The organism is Pseudomonas sp. URMO17WK12:I12 (genome assembly GCF_000514395.1).
In the GTDB taxonomy this organism is placed as follows: Bacteria; Pseudomonadota; Gammaproteobacteria; order Pseudomonadales; family Pseudomonadaceae; genus Aquipseudomonas; species Aquipseudomonas mucoides.
Genome location: NZ_AZVV01000007.1, coordinates 158919 through 176642 on the forward strand (window position 1 = coordinate 158919; position 17724 = coordinate 176642).

13 protein-coding genes are annotated in these 17724 nt (G+C 60.1%); 8 read left to right on the plus strand and 5 right to left on the minus strand.

The genetic code is table 11. The features are described 5' to 3' along the window. The first annotated feature begins 269 nt into the window (after positions 1–269). On the plus strand, positions 270–3866 hold the full coding sequence (gene mgtA / locus D882_RS0110035) for a magnesium-translocating P-type ATPase (RefSeq protein ID WP_027923113.1): 3597 nt from the start codon (positions 270–272) through the stop codon (positions 3864–3866). Positions 3867–3899: 33 nt separating this feature from the next. Here mgtA and D882_RS0110040 read toward each other — a convergent pair whose 3' ends face one another. Both D882_RS0110040 and D882_RS0110045 read right to left on the minus strand, forming a co-directional pair. Next, positions 3900–4139 (minus strand): hypothetical protein, encoded by a 240-nt coding sequence (locus D882_RS0110040; protein WP_228758754.1) that lies wholly within the window; start codon positions 4137–4139, stop codon positions 3900–3902. A gap of 82 nt (positions 4140–4221) precedes the next feature. Continuing rightward, on the minus strand, positions 4222–4719 hold the full coding sequence (locus D882_RS0110045) for a BCAM0308 family protein (protein ID WP_027923115.1): 498 nt from the start codon (positions 4717–4719) through the stop codon (positions 4222–4224). 312 nt (positions 4720–5031) lie between these two features. On the opposite strand from D882_RS0110045, the gene groL reads away from it, so the two are divergent. Further along, the gene (gene groL, locus D882_RS0110050) at positions 5032–6648 is read left to right on the plus strand and encodes a chaperonin GroEL (protein WP_027923116.1); all 1617 of its coding nucleotides are present in this window, start codon (positions 5032–5034) and stop codon (positions 6646–6648) included. 21 nt (positions 6649–6669) lie between these two features. On the opposite strand, the gene D882_RS0110055 is transcribed toward groL, so the two are convergent. Continuing rightward, entirely contained in the window at positions 6670–7722 is a 1053-nt protein-coding gene (locus D882_RS0110055) for a phosphotransferase (RefSeq protein WP_027923117.1), read from the minus strand. Positions 7723–7982: 260 nt separating this feature from the next. Between D882_RS0110055 and D882_RS0110060 the strand changes: the two genes are divergently transcribed. The 6 genes from D882_RS0110060 to D882_RS0110085 are packed head-to-tail and all read left to right on the plus strand — an operon-like array spanning position 7983 to position 14045. Next, on the plus strand, positions 7983–8870 hold the full coding sequence (locus D882_RS0110060; protein ID WP_027923118.1) for a universal stress protein: 888 nt from the start codon (positions 7983–7985) through the stop codon (positions 8868–8870). 31 nt (positions 8871–8901) lie between these two features. Next, positions 8902–10665: an acetate--CoA ligase gene (acsA, locus tag D882_RS0110065; RefSeq protein WP_027923119.1), complete on the plus strand. Its 1764-nt coding sequence runs from the start codon at positions 8902–8904 to the stop codon at positions 10663–10665. Further along, positions 10662–11645 (plus strand): pyruvate dehydrogenase (acetyl-transferring) E1 component subunit alpha, encoded by a 984-nt coding sequence (pdhA, locus tag D882_RS0110070; RefSeq protein ID WP_027923120.1) that lies wholly within the window; start codon positions 10662–10664, stop codon positions 11643–11645. Before acsA ends, pdhA begins: the two co-directional genes overlap by 4 nt. Next, on the plus strand, positions 11642–12628 hold the full coding sequence (locus D882_RS0110075; protein WP_027923121.1) for an alpha-ketoacid dehydrogenase subunit beta: 987 nt from the start codon (positions 11642–11644) through the stop codon (positions 12626–12628). The genes pdhA and D882_RS0110075 overlap by 4 nt, the downstream gene beginning before the upstream one ends. Positions 12629–12675: 47 nt before the next feature. Next, the gene (locus tag D882_RS0110080) at positions 12676–13791 is read left to right on the plus strand and encodes a dihydrolipoamide acetyltransferase family protein (protein WP_027923122.1); all 1116 of its coding nucleotides are present in this window, start codon (positions 12676–12678) and stop codon (positions 13789–13791) included. Positions 13792–13802: 11 nt separating this feature from the next. Further along, on the plus strand, positions 13803–14045 hold the full coding sequence (locus D882_RS0110085) for an acyl carrier protein (protein WP_027923123.1): 243 nt from the start codon (positions 13803–13805) through the stop codon (positions 14043–14045). Between the two features lie 86 nt (positions 14046–14131). Here D882_RS0110085 and D882_RS0110090 read toward each other — a convergent pair whose 3' ends face one another. Both D882_RS0110090 and D882_RS0110095 read right to left on the minus strand, forming a co-directional pair. Beyond that, on the minus strand, positions 14132–16522 hold the full coding sequence (locus D882_RS0110090; protein ID WP_256218362.1) for a serine hydrolase: 2391 nt from the start codon (positions 16520–16522) through the stop codon (positions 14132–14134). Continuing rightward, positions 16474–17724 carry a putative glycoside hydrolase gene (locus D882_RS0110095; RefSeq protein WP_256218363.1) on the minus strand — a complete coding sequence of 417 codons (1251 nt, stop codon included), beginning with the start codon at positions 17722–17724 and terminating at the stop codon, positions 16474–16476. Before D882_RS0110095 ends, D882_RS0110090 begins: the two co-directional genes overlap by 49 nt.

The window sequence follows — 17724 nt, forward strand, 5'->3', positions numbered from 1 at the left end:
CTGAGCGGCGCCAAGACATTGAGCTAAATCAACAAGGCGTCAGTGAGTGCCTCCGCGAGTCGACAGCCGGCGATCAGTAGACAAAAATCAGAGAGTGCAGGCGACTCGGATCAACTTTCTGATGCTTTCCAGCCATGAAGCCGTGGGCACGTAGACGGGTACGGAGATAATCGGCGAGGGGGCGGGCGAGAGTAGTTGACATTGATCAAAGAGACTCGTCGTCACGCGCCCAGAATCAAGGCTCCTGCTCAATGGCTCAGGGGCACGGCATGTCTGTTAAACCGCCCAATCCGGACCTGAATCACCCGCCTGTCTTTGAAGAAGACCCGCATTACAGTCGACCTGCGCTCTGGCTGACCTGGCTGCTGGGGGCCGCGATGTTTGCGACGGTCATTGGCGTCGCGCTGCACTTCACCGATGTCGAATCCTTCACGCGATTGCTGGTGGAGGCAGAACCGCTGTGGCTCATCGCTGCCTTCGGCTTGCAAGCCCTGACGTATGTCGCCCAGGGGCAGGTGTTTCGCGTGGTGCTCAAGGCCGGGGACCTGCGCCTTTCACTCTGGGATTCGGGCAAATTGAGCTTGATGAAACTGTTTGTCGATCAAGCACTGCCGTCTTCCGGTATCAGCGGCGCATTTGCGGTGGTCGCCTCGTTTGTACGACTCGGGTTTGCCAAACCAGTGGTGTTGGCGTGTCTGGTACTGGATGTGTCCGGGTACTTCCTGGCCTACGTGCTGTCCGTTGGCGTGGCGTTGCCGGTGGTGATTTTCCAGGGGCATGCGACGGCCACGGTACTGACCACTTGTGTGGTGTTTGTGGCGGTGAGCCTGGTTCTGGCGGTGATCATCCCAAGACTGGCGGGTAATAGCCGCCTGGCTGCCCATGTGCCGGGCCAGGGTTTTTCGATTATCGCCAAGAGCGTTTCGTTACTGACCGGCGCCGACAAAAATCTGGTTCGCAGTCACGCCTTGCTCTGGCGCGTTACGCTGCTGGAGTTAGCGATCATTGTGCTTGATAGCGCAACGTTATGGGTGCTGGTCCGAGCGCTGGGCGTCTCGGCACCGCCGTTGGGCCTTTTTGCCGGATTCATGCTGGCCAGTGTGCTGCGCAGTATCGGCATTGTGCCGGGTGGTCTCGGTGCCTTCGAGGCGGCGGCCGTGGTGACGTTGCATTGGGTTGGGGTGAACATTGCGGTGGCGCTTTCGGCCACGTTGTTGTTTCGCGGATTAACCTTCTGGTTGCCGATGGTGCCGGGCCTTTGGCTGGCGCATCGCGAATGGCAATCGACAGGCAAAAAAACAACGCGTGACAAAAACGCCGATTATTGGAGCCCGCCGGTCAGCCAGGTGTTCAGTACCCTGCACAGCACCCAAAAGGGGTTGAGCCAAACTCAGGCCAGGGCCCGAATGCGCAGTGCCCCGGTCCAGGCAAAGGACCGGCCACGGGGGTTGACCAGACTGGTGCTGGAGCAAATGCGCACCCCCTTGGTCCTGATTCTGATTGTGGGCGCGTTGGTGGCCGTGGTGGTGGGGGACTGGCTCGACGCGGCGATTGTGTGGTGCATAGTGCTGATCAGTGCGGTACTCAGCGCCTGGTATGAGAGTCGGGCTAGCCAGGCGGTGGAACAGCTGCGCAGCAAGATTGCCCTGCGGGCGATGGTACGTCGTGAGGGCAAGCCCCTGGAAGTGGCCGCCAGTGAGGTGGTGCCGGGGGATATCCTGTTACTCAGTGCCGGCAGCTTGATTGCCGCTGACGGCCGCATCATACAAGCGCTTGATTGCTTCATCGCCGAGAGCCTGCTGACGGGGGAAACCTTTCCGGTAGAAAAGCTGCCCGGTGATTGCGCCCCCGATGCCCCCCTGGGGCAGCGCCACAATTGTGTGTTCATGGGCACCTCGGTGCGCAGCGGCACTGCCGAGGTGGTGGTGACGCGCTATGCCCAGGAGAGTGAAATCGGCAGCATCGCCAAGACCTTGGCGCTACGGCCCCCCGAAACTGAATTTGAGCGTGGCCTGCGCCACTTCGGTGGCTTGCTGCTGCGGGTGATGCTGGTCATCACGATTGTGGTGTTCGGCATCAATATGTTGCTGCATCGCCCAACGCTCGACACCCTGTTGTTCGCCATTGCCTTGTCCATCGGCCTGTCGCCGGAACTGTTGCCGGCGATCCTCAGTATCACGCTGGCCAAAGGCGCGCAGCGCATGGCGGCCAAAGGGGTCATCGTGCGTCACCTCAATGCCATCGAAAACCTCGGGGCCATGGACATCCTGTGTACCGACAAGACCGGTACGCTGACCCGGGGGGTCGTGGTGCTGGACGGTGCCATGGATGTAGAAGGCGTCGTCGCCTCTGATGTCTTGCAACTGGCGGTGTTCAATTCGAGCTTCCAGACCGGAATGCGCAACGCGATGGACGATGCCATCACTCTGGCCGGCAAAGACCTGCCTTGCGCAGGCGTCAGCAAGCTTGATGAAGTCCCTTATGACTTCGTTCGCAAGCGCCTCAGCGTGGTGGTGGCCAATGCGCCCGAGGCCAGCAGACTGATGGTGACCAAGGGGGCATTGGACAATGTGCTTGAGGTTTGCACGCACAGGCGTCGAGGTGATCAGGTTATCGCGCTGAACGACGCAGAACTCGCGTCGATTGCTCAACGCTTCGCCGATTGGAGCGAGCAGGGGTTTCGAGTCCTGGGGCTTGCCACCCGTACATTGCCGGATCAGCCACACTATGGCCGGGATGAAGAAAAGGACATGACCTTTCGCGGCTTTCTATTGTTCTTTGACCCTCCAGAACCGGGAATCAAAGACACCATTGCCACCCTCGACAAGCTCGGTGTGCAAGTGAAGATCATCAGCGGCGACAGTCATCTGGTGGCCCGCCACGTAGGTATGGCGGTGGGTCTTCCCGTTGAGCGGATCATCACCGGCGCTGAGCTGTCAGCGATGAAAGACGAAGCGTTGATGCACCTGGCCCCGCTGACGACCCTGTTCGCCGAGGTCGATCCCAATCAGAAAGAACGCATTATCCGAGCCCTGCAGAAGACCGGGCATGTTGTCGGGTACATGGGCGATGGCATCAATGATGCACCCGCGCTTCAAGTGGCCGATATCGGGATCTCCGTGGACAACGCCGCCGACGTCGCGAAACAAGCCGCCGACTTCGTGTTGCTGGAGCACGATCTGAATGTCCTGCGCGAAGGCATCGAAGAGGGCAGGCATACCTTTGCCAACACCCTCAAGTACATTTCCATCGTCTCCAGTGCCAACTTCGGCAACATGATCAGTATGGCCCTGGCTTCTCTGGCGTTACCTTTCCTGCCCCTGCTGGCCAAGCAAATATTGCTCAACAACTTCCTGTCTGACATCCCCTCCATGGGGATTGCCAACGACAACGTTGATCGCGAATGGGAAAGCACGCCTCATCGGTGGAACATCACTGAAATCCGCAATTTCATGGTGGTTTTCGGGCTGGTGAGCTCGTTGTTCGACATGCTGACGTTCGTAGCCTTGTACCTGCTCGCAGACATGGTTCCCGAAGTATTCCGCAGCGGTTGGTTCGTTGAGTCGCTGCTGACCCAACTGCTGACGATTTTCATCGTGCGCACTTACAGGCCGTTTTACCAAAGCCGCCCGGCGAAACTGCTGATGATCAGTGCGCTGGGCATTGGTCTGCTTGCAATCGGGCTACCGTACAGTGCGCTAGCGCCATGGTTCGGCTTGGTGCCACTGCCGTTCCATATTCTGGCGGTGGTGTTGACGATCAGCCTGGTGTACATGGCGTCAGCTGAAAGTGTGAAGCGTATTTTCTACCGTCGTCAGCGCTCGAAGCGCCATCGCAGATCCATCGTCACGCCTGTCTCTGGATGACGGGAAAGGCATGGCTCAAGCCTTCACGTGCTGTCATCGGGCGTTTTTGCCCTTGGTATGACGCCATTCCTGCCAGGCTTGTCGGTATTTTTCATCCGCCCGTTTTTTTGCTTCAGTAAATTTATGGATGGTATGCGTCGAAACGGGCTCGTCCAACAGGGCGTAGGCTTTATCGTTCAGACGGTCGGCTTCAGAAAACAACGCCATGCTGCCATTGGTCGATTGAAGGTTGGCTGCAGGCTGCAGGGCTGATTCATTGATGGCCATATTCATACGCCCTCGGGTAGCACAAGAAGGTGAGCGGGGGTGTCCTGGTCCCCCTCCATTTTCCCTGTTGAGACAACCGCGCCCGGTTCTATTCGTCACGTGTCCAGTCGACGCTCAAGCCATACTCGTTGTCGCCGTACCGGTAATCAGAGTTCCCTTTGAACGCGGCCTCCAGTGCATGGCCCAGGCGATTCGCGAGATGAATGCCAGTCGTGGTCACGATCAGGTCACCCGCTGAATCGGTCAAGTCCATGATGCGTTCCAGGGCATGCTCGGCTTTTTCCTTTTTTTCGGTGTTTTCGATCAGGCTGATGATTTCGTCTCGATGCTTGAGCAAGAAGCTGCCCGATAACGTAAGCGTCCCCGCTGGCATGTTGTCATTGATGCGCCGACAGGCTGGGCACGTCGCTGTTTGCGCGTTATGGACGACCGTGTTTTCAGGGTGTTTCCAGGTCCAGTTTCCGGCTTGATAGACCGCGTCGCACTGCGGGCAGATGGCTGAACCTTCAACCTTCTGCAAGCAATAGGGGTCATGAGTGGATGTTTTGAACAGCTTGCTTTTTTGACTCTGCTGAAACTTGTCCATGGCGTTTCTCCTCACACATCAAATGGAAAAAGATCTCACCTGTGACCGAGACCAAAAACAGATCCCTTCTCCTTTCAGCCTGCTCAACACACACACCTTCATTTGGACTCGGTTTCTGGCGGCGCGAATTGATCTGTGTCAATTCCGGGACGTGAGCTGACAGTCGGTCATCCCTACGGCGCGCGCATTCTTTGCGGCGGCCGAGGGCTTGGTGGCGTTGTGAGTTTGTTGATAAAAGTCAACGTTGCACGGGCCAGTTCATAGAAGCTGCCAAAACGCACTTGTTATGGAACTGGCGAGGAGAGCACCCTGATGGCTCACACTAAAATCGTGTTTCGTGCTGCAGCTCGCGAGAAAATCCTGAGTGGCGCTACACAGTTGGCGGACGCCGTGCGTGTGACGCTGGGGCCGAAATCAAAATCGGTACTGATCCAGAATAAGTGGGGCAATCCGACGGTCTGCAATGATGGCGTCACGATCGCCAAACGCATTGACCTGCTCGACCCCGAGGAAAACCTCGGCGCGCAAATGCTGCGTCAGGCGGCCGAACGCACAGGTGATGCGGTAGGGGACGGGACCAGTACGTCAACGGTGTTGGCCCATGCCATCCTGGCCGATGGCATCCGCAACGTCGTCGCGGGTGCCAGTGCGATCGACCTCAAGCGCGGCCTGGATCGTGGCCTCTTGTTGGTCATCGAATCCCTCGCCACTCAGTCGCGTCCCGTCAGCACGCCCAAGGAGAAGGCTCAGGTCGCCACGCTGTCAGCGCATAACGATGCCGTCATCGGTCAACTGGTGGCAGACGCCCTGGAAAAGGTCGGCGTTGAAGGCGTCGTCAGTGTCGAGGAATCCAAGACCACCGAAACAGTGGTCGAAGTCATGGAAGGCATGCGGTTTGACCGGGGGTATGTCTCACCCTATTTCGTCACCGACGCCGAAAAGATGCAGGTCGAACTCGATGACGCCTACCTGCTGCTCTGTGACCACAAGATCGGTGCACTCAAAGACTTGCTGCCCTTGCTTGAGCTCGTCGCTAAAAGCGGGCAACCCCTGGTTTTGATCGCGGACGATATCGAAGGTGAGGCATTGACCACGCTAGTCGTCAACCAGATACGCGGTGTTCTGCGAGCAGTGGCAATCAAGGCGCCGGGCTTTGGTGATCGGCGCAAGGAAATGCTTCAGGACATGGCCGTTCTGACGGGGGCAACCGTGGTTTCCCACGAGCTGGGCGTCCCCCTTGAACAGGTGGAACTGAACCAGTTGGGGCGTGCACATCGAGTCGTGGTGCAAAAAGACAGCACGGCGTTAATAGGGGGCGCCGGCACACGCGAGGCCATCGAGGCTCGGTTGCAGCAGATCCGTGCGCAAATAGACAGTACGACCAGCGATTACGACCGGGAAAAGCTTCAGGAACGACTGGCCAGGCTGTCGGGTGGTGTTGCGGTGATCCGTGTCGGGGCGCCTTCCGAAGCGGAAATGAAGGCGCACAAAGATGCGCTGGACGATGCCATTTCAGCGACCCGGGCGGCGATCGCCGAAGGCATTGTGCCGGGTGGCGGGCTTGCGTTGCTCAAGGCTGTCCCGATTATTGCGGCCGAAGAAGCCCGTTATGAGGGCGATGCCAGGACCGGCTTGCAGATTCTTCGCCGGGCGCTGGAAGCCCCGGCCAGACTCATCGCTGAAAATTCGGCCGTGGATGCCGGCGTCGTGGTTGCGCGCATGCTTGCGGAGCCAGGGAATATTGGCTTCGATGCGTCCACCAATAGCTATGTCGACATGTACGAAGCCGGCATCATCGACCCGACCAAGGTGGTGCGGATTGCCCTCGAAAATGCTGTTTCAGTCGCCAGTATCTTGCTGCTGACCGAGGCGACCATGACGGATATTCCGGAAAAGGAATCACCCGCCCAGCCATCTTTTCCTGAATGAAAATCCGGTGGTGGGTAGCGCTCATGTATAGGAGGACGCCTCAGTCATTGCCAGGTGATTGAGGATCGGGTTTTCGCCGTGCAAGTAACTCAGTGCCTGGTGCATCAACTGGACCGCTTTTTCCTTCTTCTCGTATCGCTTGGCCGGATCGACATGACGTAGCGCTGCACCCGCGAGGGAGAAACAGCGCGTAGCAGCCCTCAAAGAAAGAAAAAACGCCAAGGGTTTGCAATCTTCCTGCACATCACTGTGGTTGAGGTAACTGGACAACAGACGCGCCCCCAGCCTGTTCAGCCCATGGTGTTGCAGGTCCATCAGCACAAAAGCCAGGTCGTAGAGCACATCGATACAGGAAAGCCGCTCACTGAACTCGATGCCATCGAAGAGCGTCGGCGTACCGTCGAGCAGGCAGATATTGGCCAAACGCATATCACCATGGCAACGGCGAACGCGGCCCTTATGGCGGCGATCTTCAAGGCAGCCGTTCAACGACTCCAGCAGGTTCCGGGAGGCATGAGCAATCGCGGTGACTGTCGCAAGGTCGAGGATCGGTGGATAACGCGACATTTCCCGATGGTTTTTCTCGATTTCTTCGTACAGGTCCGGGATGCGACCGAAAGAAGGGGTGATGTGTGCGTTGGCATGAAAGCGAGCGATCTCGCCCCCCAATTGTTCCATCATCGGTTCCGTCAGACGTCCTTCAATGGCCATGCGGTCAAACAGCCGATTCTGAGCAAAACGGCGCATCACCACGAGCCAGTCAACCACCTGTCCGCCACCATCGAGCGCCAACTGGCCATCCGCCTGGCGATTGATCGAACACACGCTCAAATACAGCGTCGGTGCTGTTCGTCGATTGAGTAGTAATTCTGCCTGACAGGCGTTTTTCCGGCTTTCCAGGCTGAGGAAATCCAGCTCGGCAAACGCCACGGCGCGTTTGAGTTTATAGGCGCGGTTGGCCTGCAGAAAAATCACCGAACCATGGGTCTCGATACGCTCCACGGGCTGGTTTGACGTGCCGTAGCTGGACGGCCTGGAGAGAAAGGCAATGACCTCGTCTTGCAGGTTGTTCATTCTCGCCTCCACGCCGTCTGCGGACTTTTCGGCAGTGTGAAGAAGGGAAGGCCCGCTCCGATTGATATTGATCAAGTGCGGTGGAATGAAAGGCTGCGCGTCTTGTGGGCTTCACGCCGGTTTTTGATATTTATCAACGTCTGGCACATTCCAGCGGAGCAACCTGAATCAACGCTGGTACTGGGTCCGGCGTCGACGCAACGGCTGAGCTCCGCGAGGATCAGCGGCAAGCGTTGAAGCCCTCTGCCTGGAGTCAGACCATGAGCCAGTATCAACGGTTGTTACTCATCATCCACCTGGCGCTGCGCCATTCTCCGGCAATCGACCATGCAGCAGCGCTCGCCAAGGCCAGCGGTGCATGTCTGCATATTGCGGCGTTGATCCCGACGTTGAAATTGTTGCCGCTGCTTGAAGAAGGCGACCGGGAAAAGGCTCGGGAGCGTTACCTGCAGGACCATCGCGACTGGCTGAAAGACCAGGCCAGACAACTGCGTGCCAAAGGGGTCGAGGTGACCACCGAGGTGGCGTGGGCGGATGACGTGGCGCAAGACATCCTGGATCACGTCAAGGAGTTACAACCCGACCTGTTGATTAAGGAAATCCAACATGAATCAGCGCTCAAGCGCACGTTGTTCACCCCCCTGGACTGGCACTTGCTGCGCCACTGTCCGGTACCGGTTTATCTGGTGGGTGGGGCGCACCATGCCTTGCCGCTCAAGATCGTGGCGGCGGTTGATGCTTCGGCGGTTGGGCCCGAGAACAGCGAATTGAATGACCGGATTATCCAACAGGCTTCCAGCCTCGCCATACAGTGTGATGCCGAGTTGCACCTGTTGTATGCCTATGACATCACGGAAGACTACCTGGAGGAATTGGGCGGTGGCTTGAAACTGTCGGAGCTGACCAAGGGGCTGCGCAAGGAACTGGAAAAATCGTTCCTGACATTCGCCGGTCGGTACGGTGTGCCTGCCAACCGTCGGCATTTCATTCTGGGACATCCCGTTTCGGCGCTGAGCGAGTTCGCCGACAAGCACAACGTGGATGTGATCGTGATGGGCAGAGTCCAATACCACGGGATGGAGAAACTGCTGGGCAGCACGACCGAACATATTTTGTATCAGGTGCCCTGCAGCGTCCTGGCGGTCTAGGACGGACCGATGACGACTCAAGGGGGCAATCATGCATCCAGCGATCATTAAGAAAACCCTGGCCAACCTGCCGCTAGCGCCGAACTGGCTCGATAGCGTGCAAGCTCGGGACGCCTTTTCCTGGCAGGTGGAAGCCCGTGCTCTGGCCGGTTTGCCGGGCGGCGGTTTGAACCTCGCGTATGAGGCCGTGGATCGGCATGCGCAGGGTGCGCATCGACGGCATACCGCATTGCGCATTCTTGACCGCAATGGGGGCAGTTGTGACATCAGCTACGCCCAACTGAGCCTCCTGACCAATCGATTTGCCAATGTATTGAAAAAACTGGGCGTGATGCCCGGCGAACGAGTATTTGTCCTCTGTGGCCGGGGGCTGGAACTTTATCTGGGCGTGCTCGGCGGCCTGAAACTCGGTTGCGTGGTGTCGCCATTGTTCTGTGCGTTCGGCCCGGAGCCCATCGAAACCCGTATGCGTCTTGGCGAAGGCAGTGTGTTGCTGACCAGTGAAACCCTCTACCGGCGCAAGATCGCGGCCATACGTGAGCGTTTGCCGGCACTCAAGCATGTGCTGCTGTATGACGAAAATGGCGGGGACACGGCGCCTATCGAGGGGACGCTTAATTTGCATCAACTATTGGCGCAGGCAGAGGAAGCCTTGACCGTTGCCAATACGACCGCCGACAGCCCCGCACTTTTACACTTCACCAGCGGCACGACGGGCACCCCAAAAGGTGTGTTGCATGTCCATGGCGCGGCGCTGACTCACCGCGTCACAGGAAAATACGCCTTGGACTTGCACCCCGACGATGTCTATTGGTGCAGCGCCGATCCGGGTTGGGTGACCGGCACCTCCTATGGGATCTTTGCCCCGTTGTTGCTGGGCGTCACCAGTGTGGTCGAGGGCAATGAATTCGATGCTGAGCGTTGGTACCGGATACTGGAGAAGCAACAAGTGACAGTCTGGTATACGGCCCCGACGGCCATTCGCCTCCTGATGAAAGCAGGCGAGGCCTTGGCGCGCGGCCATCGTTTTCCGAGTCTGCGGTTTATTGCCAGTGTCGGCGAGCCGCTCAATCCCGAGGCAGTCTGGTGGGGCAAAGAGGTGCTTGGGCTGCCGATCCACGACAATTGGTGGCAGACCGAAACCGGCGGCATCATGATTGCCAACACGGTCGCGATGCCGATCAAACCGGGCTCCATGGGCAAACCGCTGCCGGGTGTCGAGGCGGCCATCGTCGTACGAGGTGAAGAGGGCGGATTGGTGTTCCTGGGCGACAACGAGGTCGGTGACCTGGCCTTGAAACAGCCTTGGCCTGCCATGTTCCGTACCTACCTGGGACAGGAGGAGCGTTATCGCCACTGTTTTGTCGGTGAGTGGTACCTGAGCGGCGATCTGGTGCGTCGCGATGCCGATGGTTACTACTGGTTTATTGGTCGCAGCGACGACGTCATCAAGTCGGCGGGTCACCTGATCGGTCCGTTCGAAGTTGAAAGCTCCCTCATGGAACACCCGGCCGTGGCCGAGGCTGCGGTGATTGGCAAGCCCGATCCGCTGTTGGGCGAAACCGTGAAGGCCTTTGTTTCACTCAAACGTGGTTTCACTGCCAGCCAGGCCTTGCACGACGAGTTGCTCGGTCATGGACGCAAGCGTCTTGGGGCGGTCGTTGCGCCCAAGGAGCTGGAATTTGTGGAGGTGCTTCCGCACACCCGTAGCGGAAAACTCATGCGGCGTCTGCTCAAGGCCCGGGAACTGGGTTTGCCTGAAGGCGATACGTCCAGCATGGAGAGCCCGTCATGAGCCTACCACCGCGTTCCCGGGACATTTCGCTCGATTTGCTGCGTGACATGGTGCGCATCCGCCGTCTTGAGGAGCGGGCTGGCGAGTTGTATGGGGAGGGCAAGATTCGTGGCTTCCTGCACCTGTACATTGGTGAAGAAGCGGTAGCGGTCGGCGTGCTCCATGCGCTGGCCGCCAACGATGCGGTGGTCGCGACGTATCGCGAACATGGCCACGCGCTGATCAAGGGCGTCCCCATGAAAGCCATCATGGCCGAGATGTATGGCCGCCAGGAAGGATGCTCGCGGGGACGCGGCGGCTCTATGCATTTGTTTGATGCCACTACGCGATTCTACGGCGGCAATGCCATCGTGGCGGGTGGCTTGCCACTGACGGTCGGCCTGGCGCTTGCTGAACGCATGCAAGGTGGATCGCGTCTCTGTGCCTGTTTTTTTGGTGAAGGCGCGATGGCGGAAGGGGCCTTCCATGAGTCCATCAACCTGGCGGCATTGTGGCAGCTGCCGATGCTGTTTTGCTGCGAAAACAACCTCTATGCGATGGGGACTGCCCTGGACCGTTCGCAATCGCAAACTGACCTGTGTGCGAAAGCCTCGGCCTACAAAGTTGATACCCGGTCCGTGGATGGCATGGACGTGATCGCGGTGTATGAAGCCGCTCGTGATGCGGTTGAACACATCCGCGCGGGGCGTGGGCCTTTTTTTCTGGAGTTTCGCACCTATCGGTTTCGTGCCCACTCGATGTTCGACCCGCAGCTGTATCGTGACAAGGACGAGGTGGAGCAATGGAAGACCCATGGGCCGATCCATACGTACAGTGCACAGCTTAAGGCGCAAGGTCTTTTGGACGAGCCCGGATTTCTGGCGATCCTGACCCAGGTGGACGCGGAAGTGGAAGCCGCCGTGACGTATGCCGAAAGCGGTCGCCTGGAGCCACTCGAGGATTTGTCTCTTGATGTATACACCCCAACGGTGGCGCCATGAGCATTCGCATGACCTATCGCGAAGCGCTACGCGAGGCCATGCGTGAGGCGCTGCAGCAGGACCCACGGGTATTTCTGATGGGCGAAGACGTGGGTCGCTACGGTGGCAGCTATGCCGTCTCCCTGGGGTTGCTTGAGGCGTTCGGCCCCGAGCGCATTCGAGACACGCCGTTGTCCGAGTTGGGTTTTGTGGGCGCCGGTATAGGGGCGGCATTGGGGGGCATGCGGCCGATTGTCGAAATCATGACCGTGAATTTCAGTCTGCTCGCACTCGATCCTTTGATGAATACGGCGGCCGCCTTGAGGCACATGTCCGGCGGACAGTTCTCCGTGCCCTTGGTCGTGCGCATGGCGACCGGTGCCGGACGCCAGCTTGCAGCGCAGCACTCGCACAGTCTGGAGGGTTGGTACGCCCATATTCCCGGGTTGAAAATCCTCGCTCCGGCGACCATCGAAGATGCGCGCGGCATGCTCCGGCCCGCGCTGCTGGACCCAGACCCGGTGCTGATATTCGAACACGCCCAGCTCTATAACCTGGAGGGTGATGCGGGCGATTGGGAGGCAGTGGACATCAGCTCTGCCAAGGTACGCCGTGCCGGCAAGGACCTGACCCTGATCACGTATGGCGGCACTCTCGGCAAAACCCTGGAGGCAGCGCAGGTGCTGGCCGGGGAGGGCATTGATTGCGAAGTCATCGACCTGCGGGTCCTGCGCCCTCTGGACGACCAGACGCTGATGGCTTCAGTCTGCAAAACCCGTCGCGCCCTGGTGGTCGATGAGGGATGGCGCAGCGGCAGCCTATCTGCCGAGATCATTACGCGGATCATTGAACAAGGCTTTTTCGAGCTGGATGCTCCACCGGCACGGGTGTGCAGCGCCGAGGTGCCGATCCCTTATCCCCGGCATCTGGAAGAGGCGGCCCTGCCACAAGTGTCGACGATCGTCGCGGCCGCTCATGAGTTGTGCCAGGGGACATCCGGGTGAGCGCAATGACAATGGCGCGTTCGAGTATCGGACGCGGAGGGTAAACGATGATCGAGTTCAAGTTGCCCTCTCTGGGGGCTGATATGGATGAAGGCACGTTGCTGGAGTGGAAAGTCCATCCGGGCGATGTGGTCAAGCCAGGTCAGGTGATTGCCGTCGTCGATACCGCCAAGGCCGCCATCGATGTCGAGTGTTGGCATGACGGCACGGTGTCGCAACTGCTGATCGATGTCGGCGCCAAAGTACCGGTCGGTACCGCCATCGCCCGATTGTTGGAACCGGGCGAAAATCCGCAAAGTGCACGACGAACGACAGCGGCACCTCTGCTGATCGAAGAGCAAGCCCCGGCGGGCAGGCGCCCGCGGGTTTCTCCAGCGGCGCGCAAGCGTGCTGCCGAGTTAGGGGTCAGTGCCGGTGATGTAAAAGGCCATGGTCCACAGGGTGTCATTACCCTGGAGGACATCGAGACCGCTGCCCGTGTGACGCACCCTCCAGACCCCGATCAGGCCATGCGGCACGCCATCGCCGCAGCCATGAGCCGATCAAAACGCGAGATTCCCCATTACTACCTCAGCGAAACCATCGCCCTGGATAACGTCATGGCGTGGCTGCAGGTACACAATGCGCAAAGCACACTTCAGGAACGCCTGCTGCCCAGCGTCTTGCTGCTCAAGGCGGTGGCGCTGGCCTTGCGCGAGTATCCGCAGCTCAATGGTTTCTGGCTGGATAACGCCTTCAAGCCCGCACTCGATACCGACCTTGGGGTGGCAATCACCTTGCGCCAGGGGGGCCTGGTCGCCCCGGTTCTGCATCATGTGGCGGACACCTCCCTGACGCAGTTAATGAGTGAACTGGCCAGCCTGGTCGAGCGCGCCCGCAGCGGATCCCTGCGCAGCTCCGAGCTGGGAGGCGCCGGCATGACGGTCACTCAACTCGGCGATCAGGGCGTGGACAGCGTATTAGGGGTGATCTATCCGCCCCAGGTGGCCTTGGTCGGTTTCGGTCGGATCACTGAGCGGCCCTGGGTGAAAGACGGCCAGTTGTGTGTGATGCCGACGGTCATTAGCAGTTTGTCCGCCGATCATCGAGTCAGCGACGGTCACTACGGCGCACGTTTTCTGGGCGAAGTCCGACGCTTGTTGCAGACGCCAGAGGCGCTTTGAGGAGAGGACACATGAACCCGAACATGATCCGCGATGAAGTCTGGAAAGCCTTGAAAGGCATTGCCCCGGAACTTGAGATCGAGCAGCTGCGACCCGATCGGTCGCTACGCGAAGAGGTTGATCTGGATTCCATGGATTGGCTTCGTTTCATCGAAGCGCTGAACCGCAGTCTGGGCATTGCAATTCCTGAAAGCGATTACCAGCAAGTGGACACCCTGGACAAACTCATCACCTACCTGGGGAAAAAGGGATGAAGGTCCCGAACAGTGGCCGCCCGGCAGCGATTGCGGGCTGCACGATGGAGGCTCTCACTCACAGGGATTGACGTCCGTACTCACACTCAATAAAGCAGGTTTTGCTGCCGCAGTCGTGCGAAGCGCGCAAGCGCCGCAGCGTCGAGTGCTTGCGCTGCATCCGGTGTAGCACCGTCGTGAATCGCTTGCCACACGGTTTGCGAGCCGATCGAACCGCGCGTTGCCGCCAGCTTGAACGTATCGGGATAGAGCCGGTGCAATGTGGCGAGCAGTGCCAGTCCCAGGCTTGCCACGGGGCGCCGCTCGGAAGCTGCGTCGCGCGTAATACTCACCCCATGACAGAGTTGACCGCGCCAGGTGGAGTCGGTGGGGACGAAGTCGAGTGGCGCAAAATGCGCGCCGGCATCCAGCGCATTCAGGGCGGTTGCCAGGCGGGTCGCGTCGATCCACGGCGCGCCGATCCACTCGAACGGATGCGGCGTGCCGCGCCCGACACTCACATTCGCGCCTTCGAGCAACCCGACATCCGGGTACAGATCGAGTTGGGACAGTGTGCGCAGGTTCGGCGATAGCGGCACCCAACCGAGACCGGTGTCGGTAAACGTCATTGTGCGTCGATAGCCCTGCATCGGCACCACGCGCAGGTCCGCGCCAATGTGTTTATTGCGATTGAATAGAGTCGCCAGTTCACCGACCGTCATGCCGGGTTGAAGCGGCGCAGGAAAATAGCCCGTGAACGATTCGCGGAGGCTGTCCAGCACCGGACCGCCGAAGCGCTGTGCACCGAGCGGATCGGGCCGATCCAGCACAAACAATGGAATGCCTCGCGCCGCGGCGGCTTCCAGCGCGTAGCCGAGCGTCGTTTCATAGGTGAAGAAACGCACGCCGGCGTCTTGTATGTCAAAGATCAGCGCATCGAGTCCACGAAGTGACCCCACCGGGAAACGCTGCGTTGCGCCGTACAGGCTGTGTACGGTGAGGCCCGTCGCCGCGTCGCGGGTGTCACCGACCCGTTCATCCACATCGGTATCAAGCCCGTGTTCCGGCGAGAACAGCGCCGCCAGCGTGACGCCTGGCGCATGCGCGAGTACGTCGACGGTGCGCCTGCCCTCGGCGTCAAAACCGCTGCGATTGGTGATCAACCCCACGCGCAGGCCAGCGAGCGGCGCAAACCGCTGCGCTTCCAGCACGTCAATGCCGGTCTGCACTGGGCCGGTCGAGGCCGGCAGGCGATTGGCTTCATGCAGCGCCGGCAAGGCTGACGGCAACGACCGACCGATCTGTGCAGCACTCACAGGCACGGCTCGGCTTGCCAGTAACGCGAGCAGCTGCGCACGAAGCGGGCGAGCATCACCGCGGTCGTCCGGGTACACACGGTTGGTCAGGATGACAATGAACTGGCGTGTGACCCGATCGATCCATAGGCCCGTACCGGTATAGCCCGTGTGGCCGATGACGCCAATCGGCGGCAGGCGGTCATGATTCTGCACGAGTGGTGCGGCCAGTTCCCAGCCGAGGCCGCGCCACGGCACGGCCGCGAGCGGTGAGGACGCTGCCGCCAGTGCGGCGATGCTCTCGGGTCGCAGAATGCGCACGGAGCCTGCGCGCCCGTTGTTGAGCATCATTTGCGCGAAGCGGGCGAGGTCGTCCGCGGTGGAAAACAGCCCCGCGTTACCGGAAACGCCGCCCATCCAGCGGGCCGTGGGATCGTGCACGCGCCCGCGAAGGATGCCGGCCTTGTTGGCGATGGTCGGTGCACTGCGTGCCGCTCGACCGGCGTCCGGCATGAAGACCGTGTCGTGCATACCGAGCGGGCCGAAGATGTGAACACGGCAATACGCGTCCAGCGGGAGGTGAGTGATGCGCTCGACCAGCTCGCCGAGCACCACGAAATTCAGGTCACTGTAGAGCACGCGTTCACCGGGCGCGCTGCGCGGATGCTGCGCCGCGATCGCACTCAATACGGCTTTCCGGCCGGGCTGCGGGGGCCGCGCAGGCAAGTCTGGCGCTAGCCCGGAGGTATGGGCAAGCAGCTCACGCACCGTCACCGCGTTTTTGCCTTGCATCGCAAACGCAGGCCAATACCGGGCAACGGGTGCGTCCAGATCGAGGCGGCCCGCTTCGGCCAGTTGCATAATCGCCGTGGTCGTCGCGATGACCTTGGTCAGCGACGCAAGATCGAACTCGGTGTCCAGCGTCATCGGTTCGGGGGAGGGCGTCGTCTTGCGTTGTCCGAAGGCTTGGCGATACAGCACCTGTGTGGAATCCCCGATCAGAACAACGGCACCTGGAAGTCGTCCGGCGGCAATCTGTGTGTCGACGATCTGTGCGGCTTGCAGGCGTGTCGGCGCATCAAGATCGCTGGCACTCGTCATCTGCGCCGCCGTCGCCATGCCGAGCAGCAGCGTCCAGTGCTTCAGCGCACCCATCAACGCTGTGGCAGGTCGCTGACTTTGTAGTGATTGCGAGGGTTCCATAGCATCCACCCATCAGTGCCGGCTGCGTCGGCGGCGTCAACCTGCGCCTTGATCGCCGCCGCATCAAACGGGCGATGATCGAACGCGTAGTCGCGAAATGCCTGCAACCACGGACGAAAGCGCACGCCCGGCAGGCCGGTGCGCTGCATGGCCTCCGCCAGGGAACGCCGGACTATCTGGCCGGGGTCGGCGGCCGGGTTGGTACAGCCCGGCAACCCCCACGTGAAACTGGAGGGGTACAACATCGGAGAAATATAGTCGAGCGCCGCGCCGAGCAGTTCGATCTGCTGGCCGATCGCGGTGTCATCAAGGTTCCAGCAGACGTAGCCGAAGATGTCCGCCGAGATGAAGACGTTATAGGGCGCGAGCCGTGTGCGTGCGGCCTGCAGGAACTCGACAATCGCCGCAGTCCGGTTGGCCCGGGTGTTCGGGAGGGCAAAGCGTAGCCCGCTCTTGTCGGGAAAGCGCACGTAGTCGAACTGGATCTCATCGAAGCCCATCCGCGCCGCCTCCTCGGCGACATCAAGATTGTGCTGCCAGACGTCGTGGGAAAACGGGTCCATCCATTGCAGGTTTTCGCGATCCCGCCAGGGTTGTCCGTCGGCGGTGTGCACGCTCCACTGCGGATGCGCGTCGGCGAGCGGGTCGTCTTTGAACACCACAATCCGCGCGATCAGGTACAGGTGTTGTGCATGCAGCCTGGCCAGCAGCGCAGGAAAGTCCTGCGCCTGTGGTACGCGGGTGGTCACGCGGGCCGCTGCGCCGATTGCCTCGCGCGCGGCACTGCGATAGGGCGTCAGACCGCGGTCGCCCTTGACGTCGATGACCAGTGCATTGATCACCGTATGGTCGGCAAGGCTGACGGCCCTGTTGCGCAAGGTCGCACTGGTGATGCCGAACACCGACAGGTAAACCGCTTTCGGACGAAACGGAGTCAATGTGAGCGTCACAGGCGTCTCGTCGGACAGCTTGGCCTCGGTGCGCAGATACCCCGGGGCGCGAACCGCGACGCTCCGGGCCGCGTGAGCCGTCTCGAATTGCCCATGCTCATTGGTGTGGGTTACACCGGCCAACGTCGTGATGGTCGCGCCAGCCACCGGATGACGAGTGCTCGAGTCGAGTACGACACCGGTAAAGGCCAAGGCTTGAACAGCCAGCAAAGCCGTGACGACGAACAACATCGGGATCGCCAAACGCCTCAA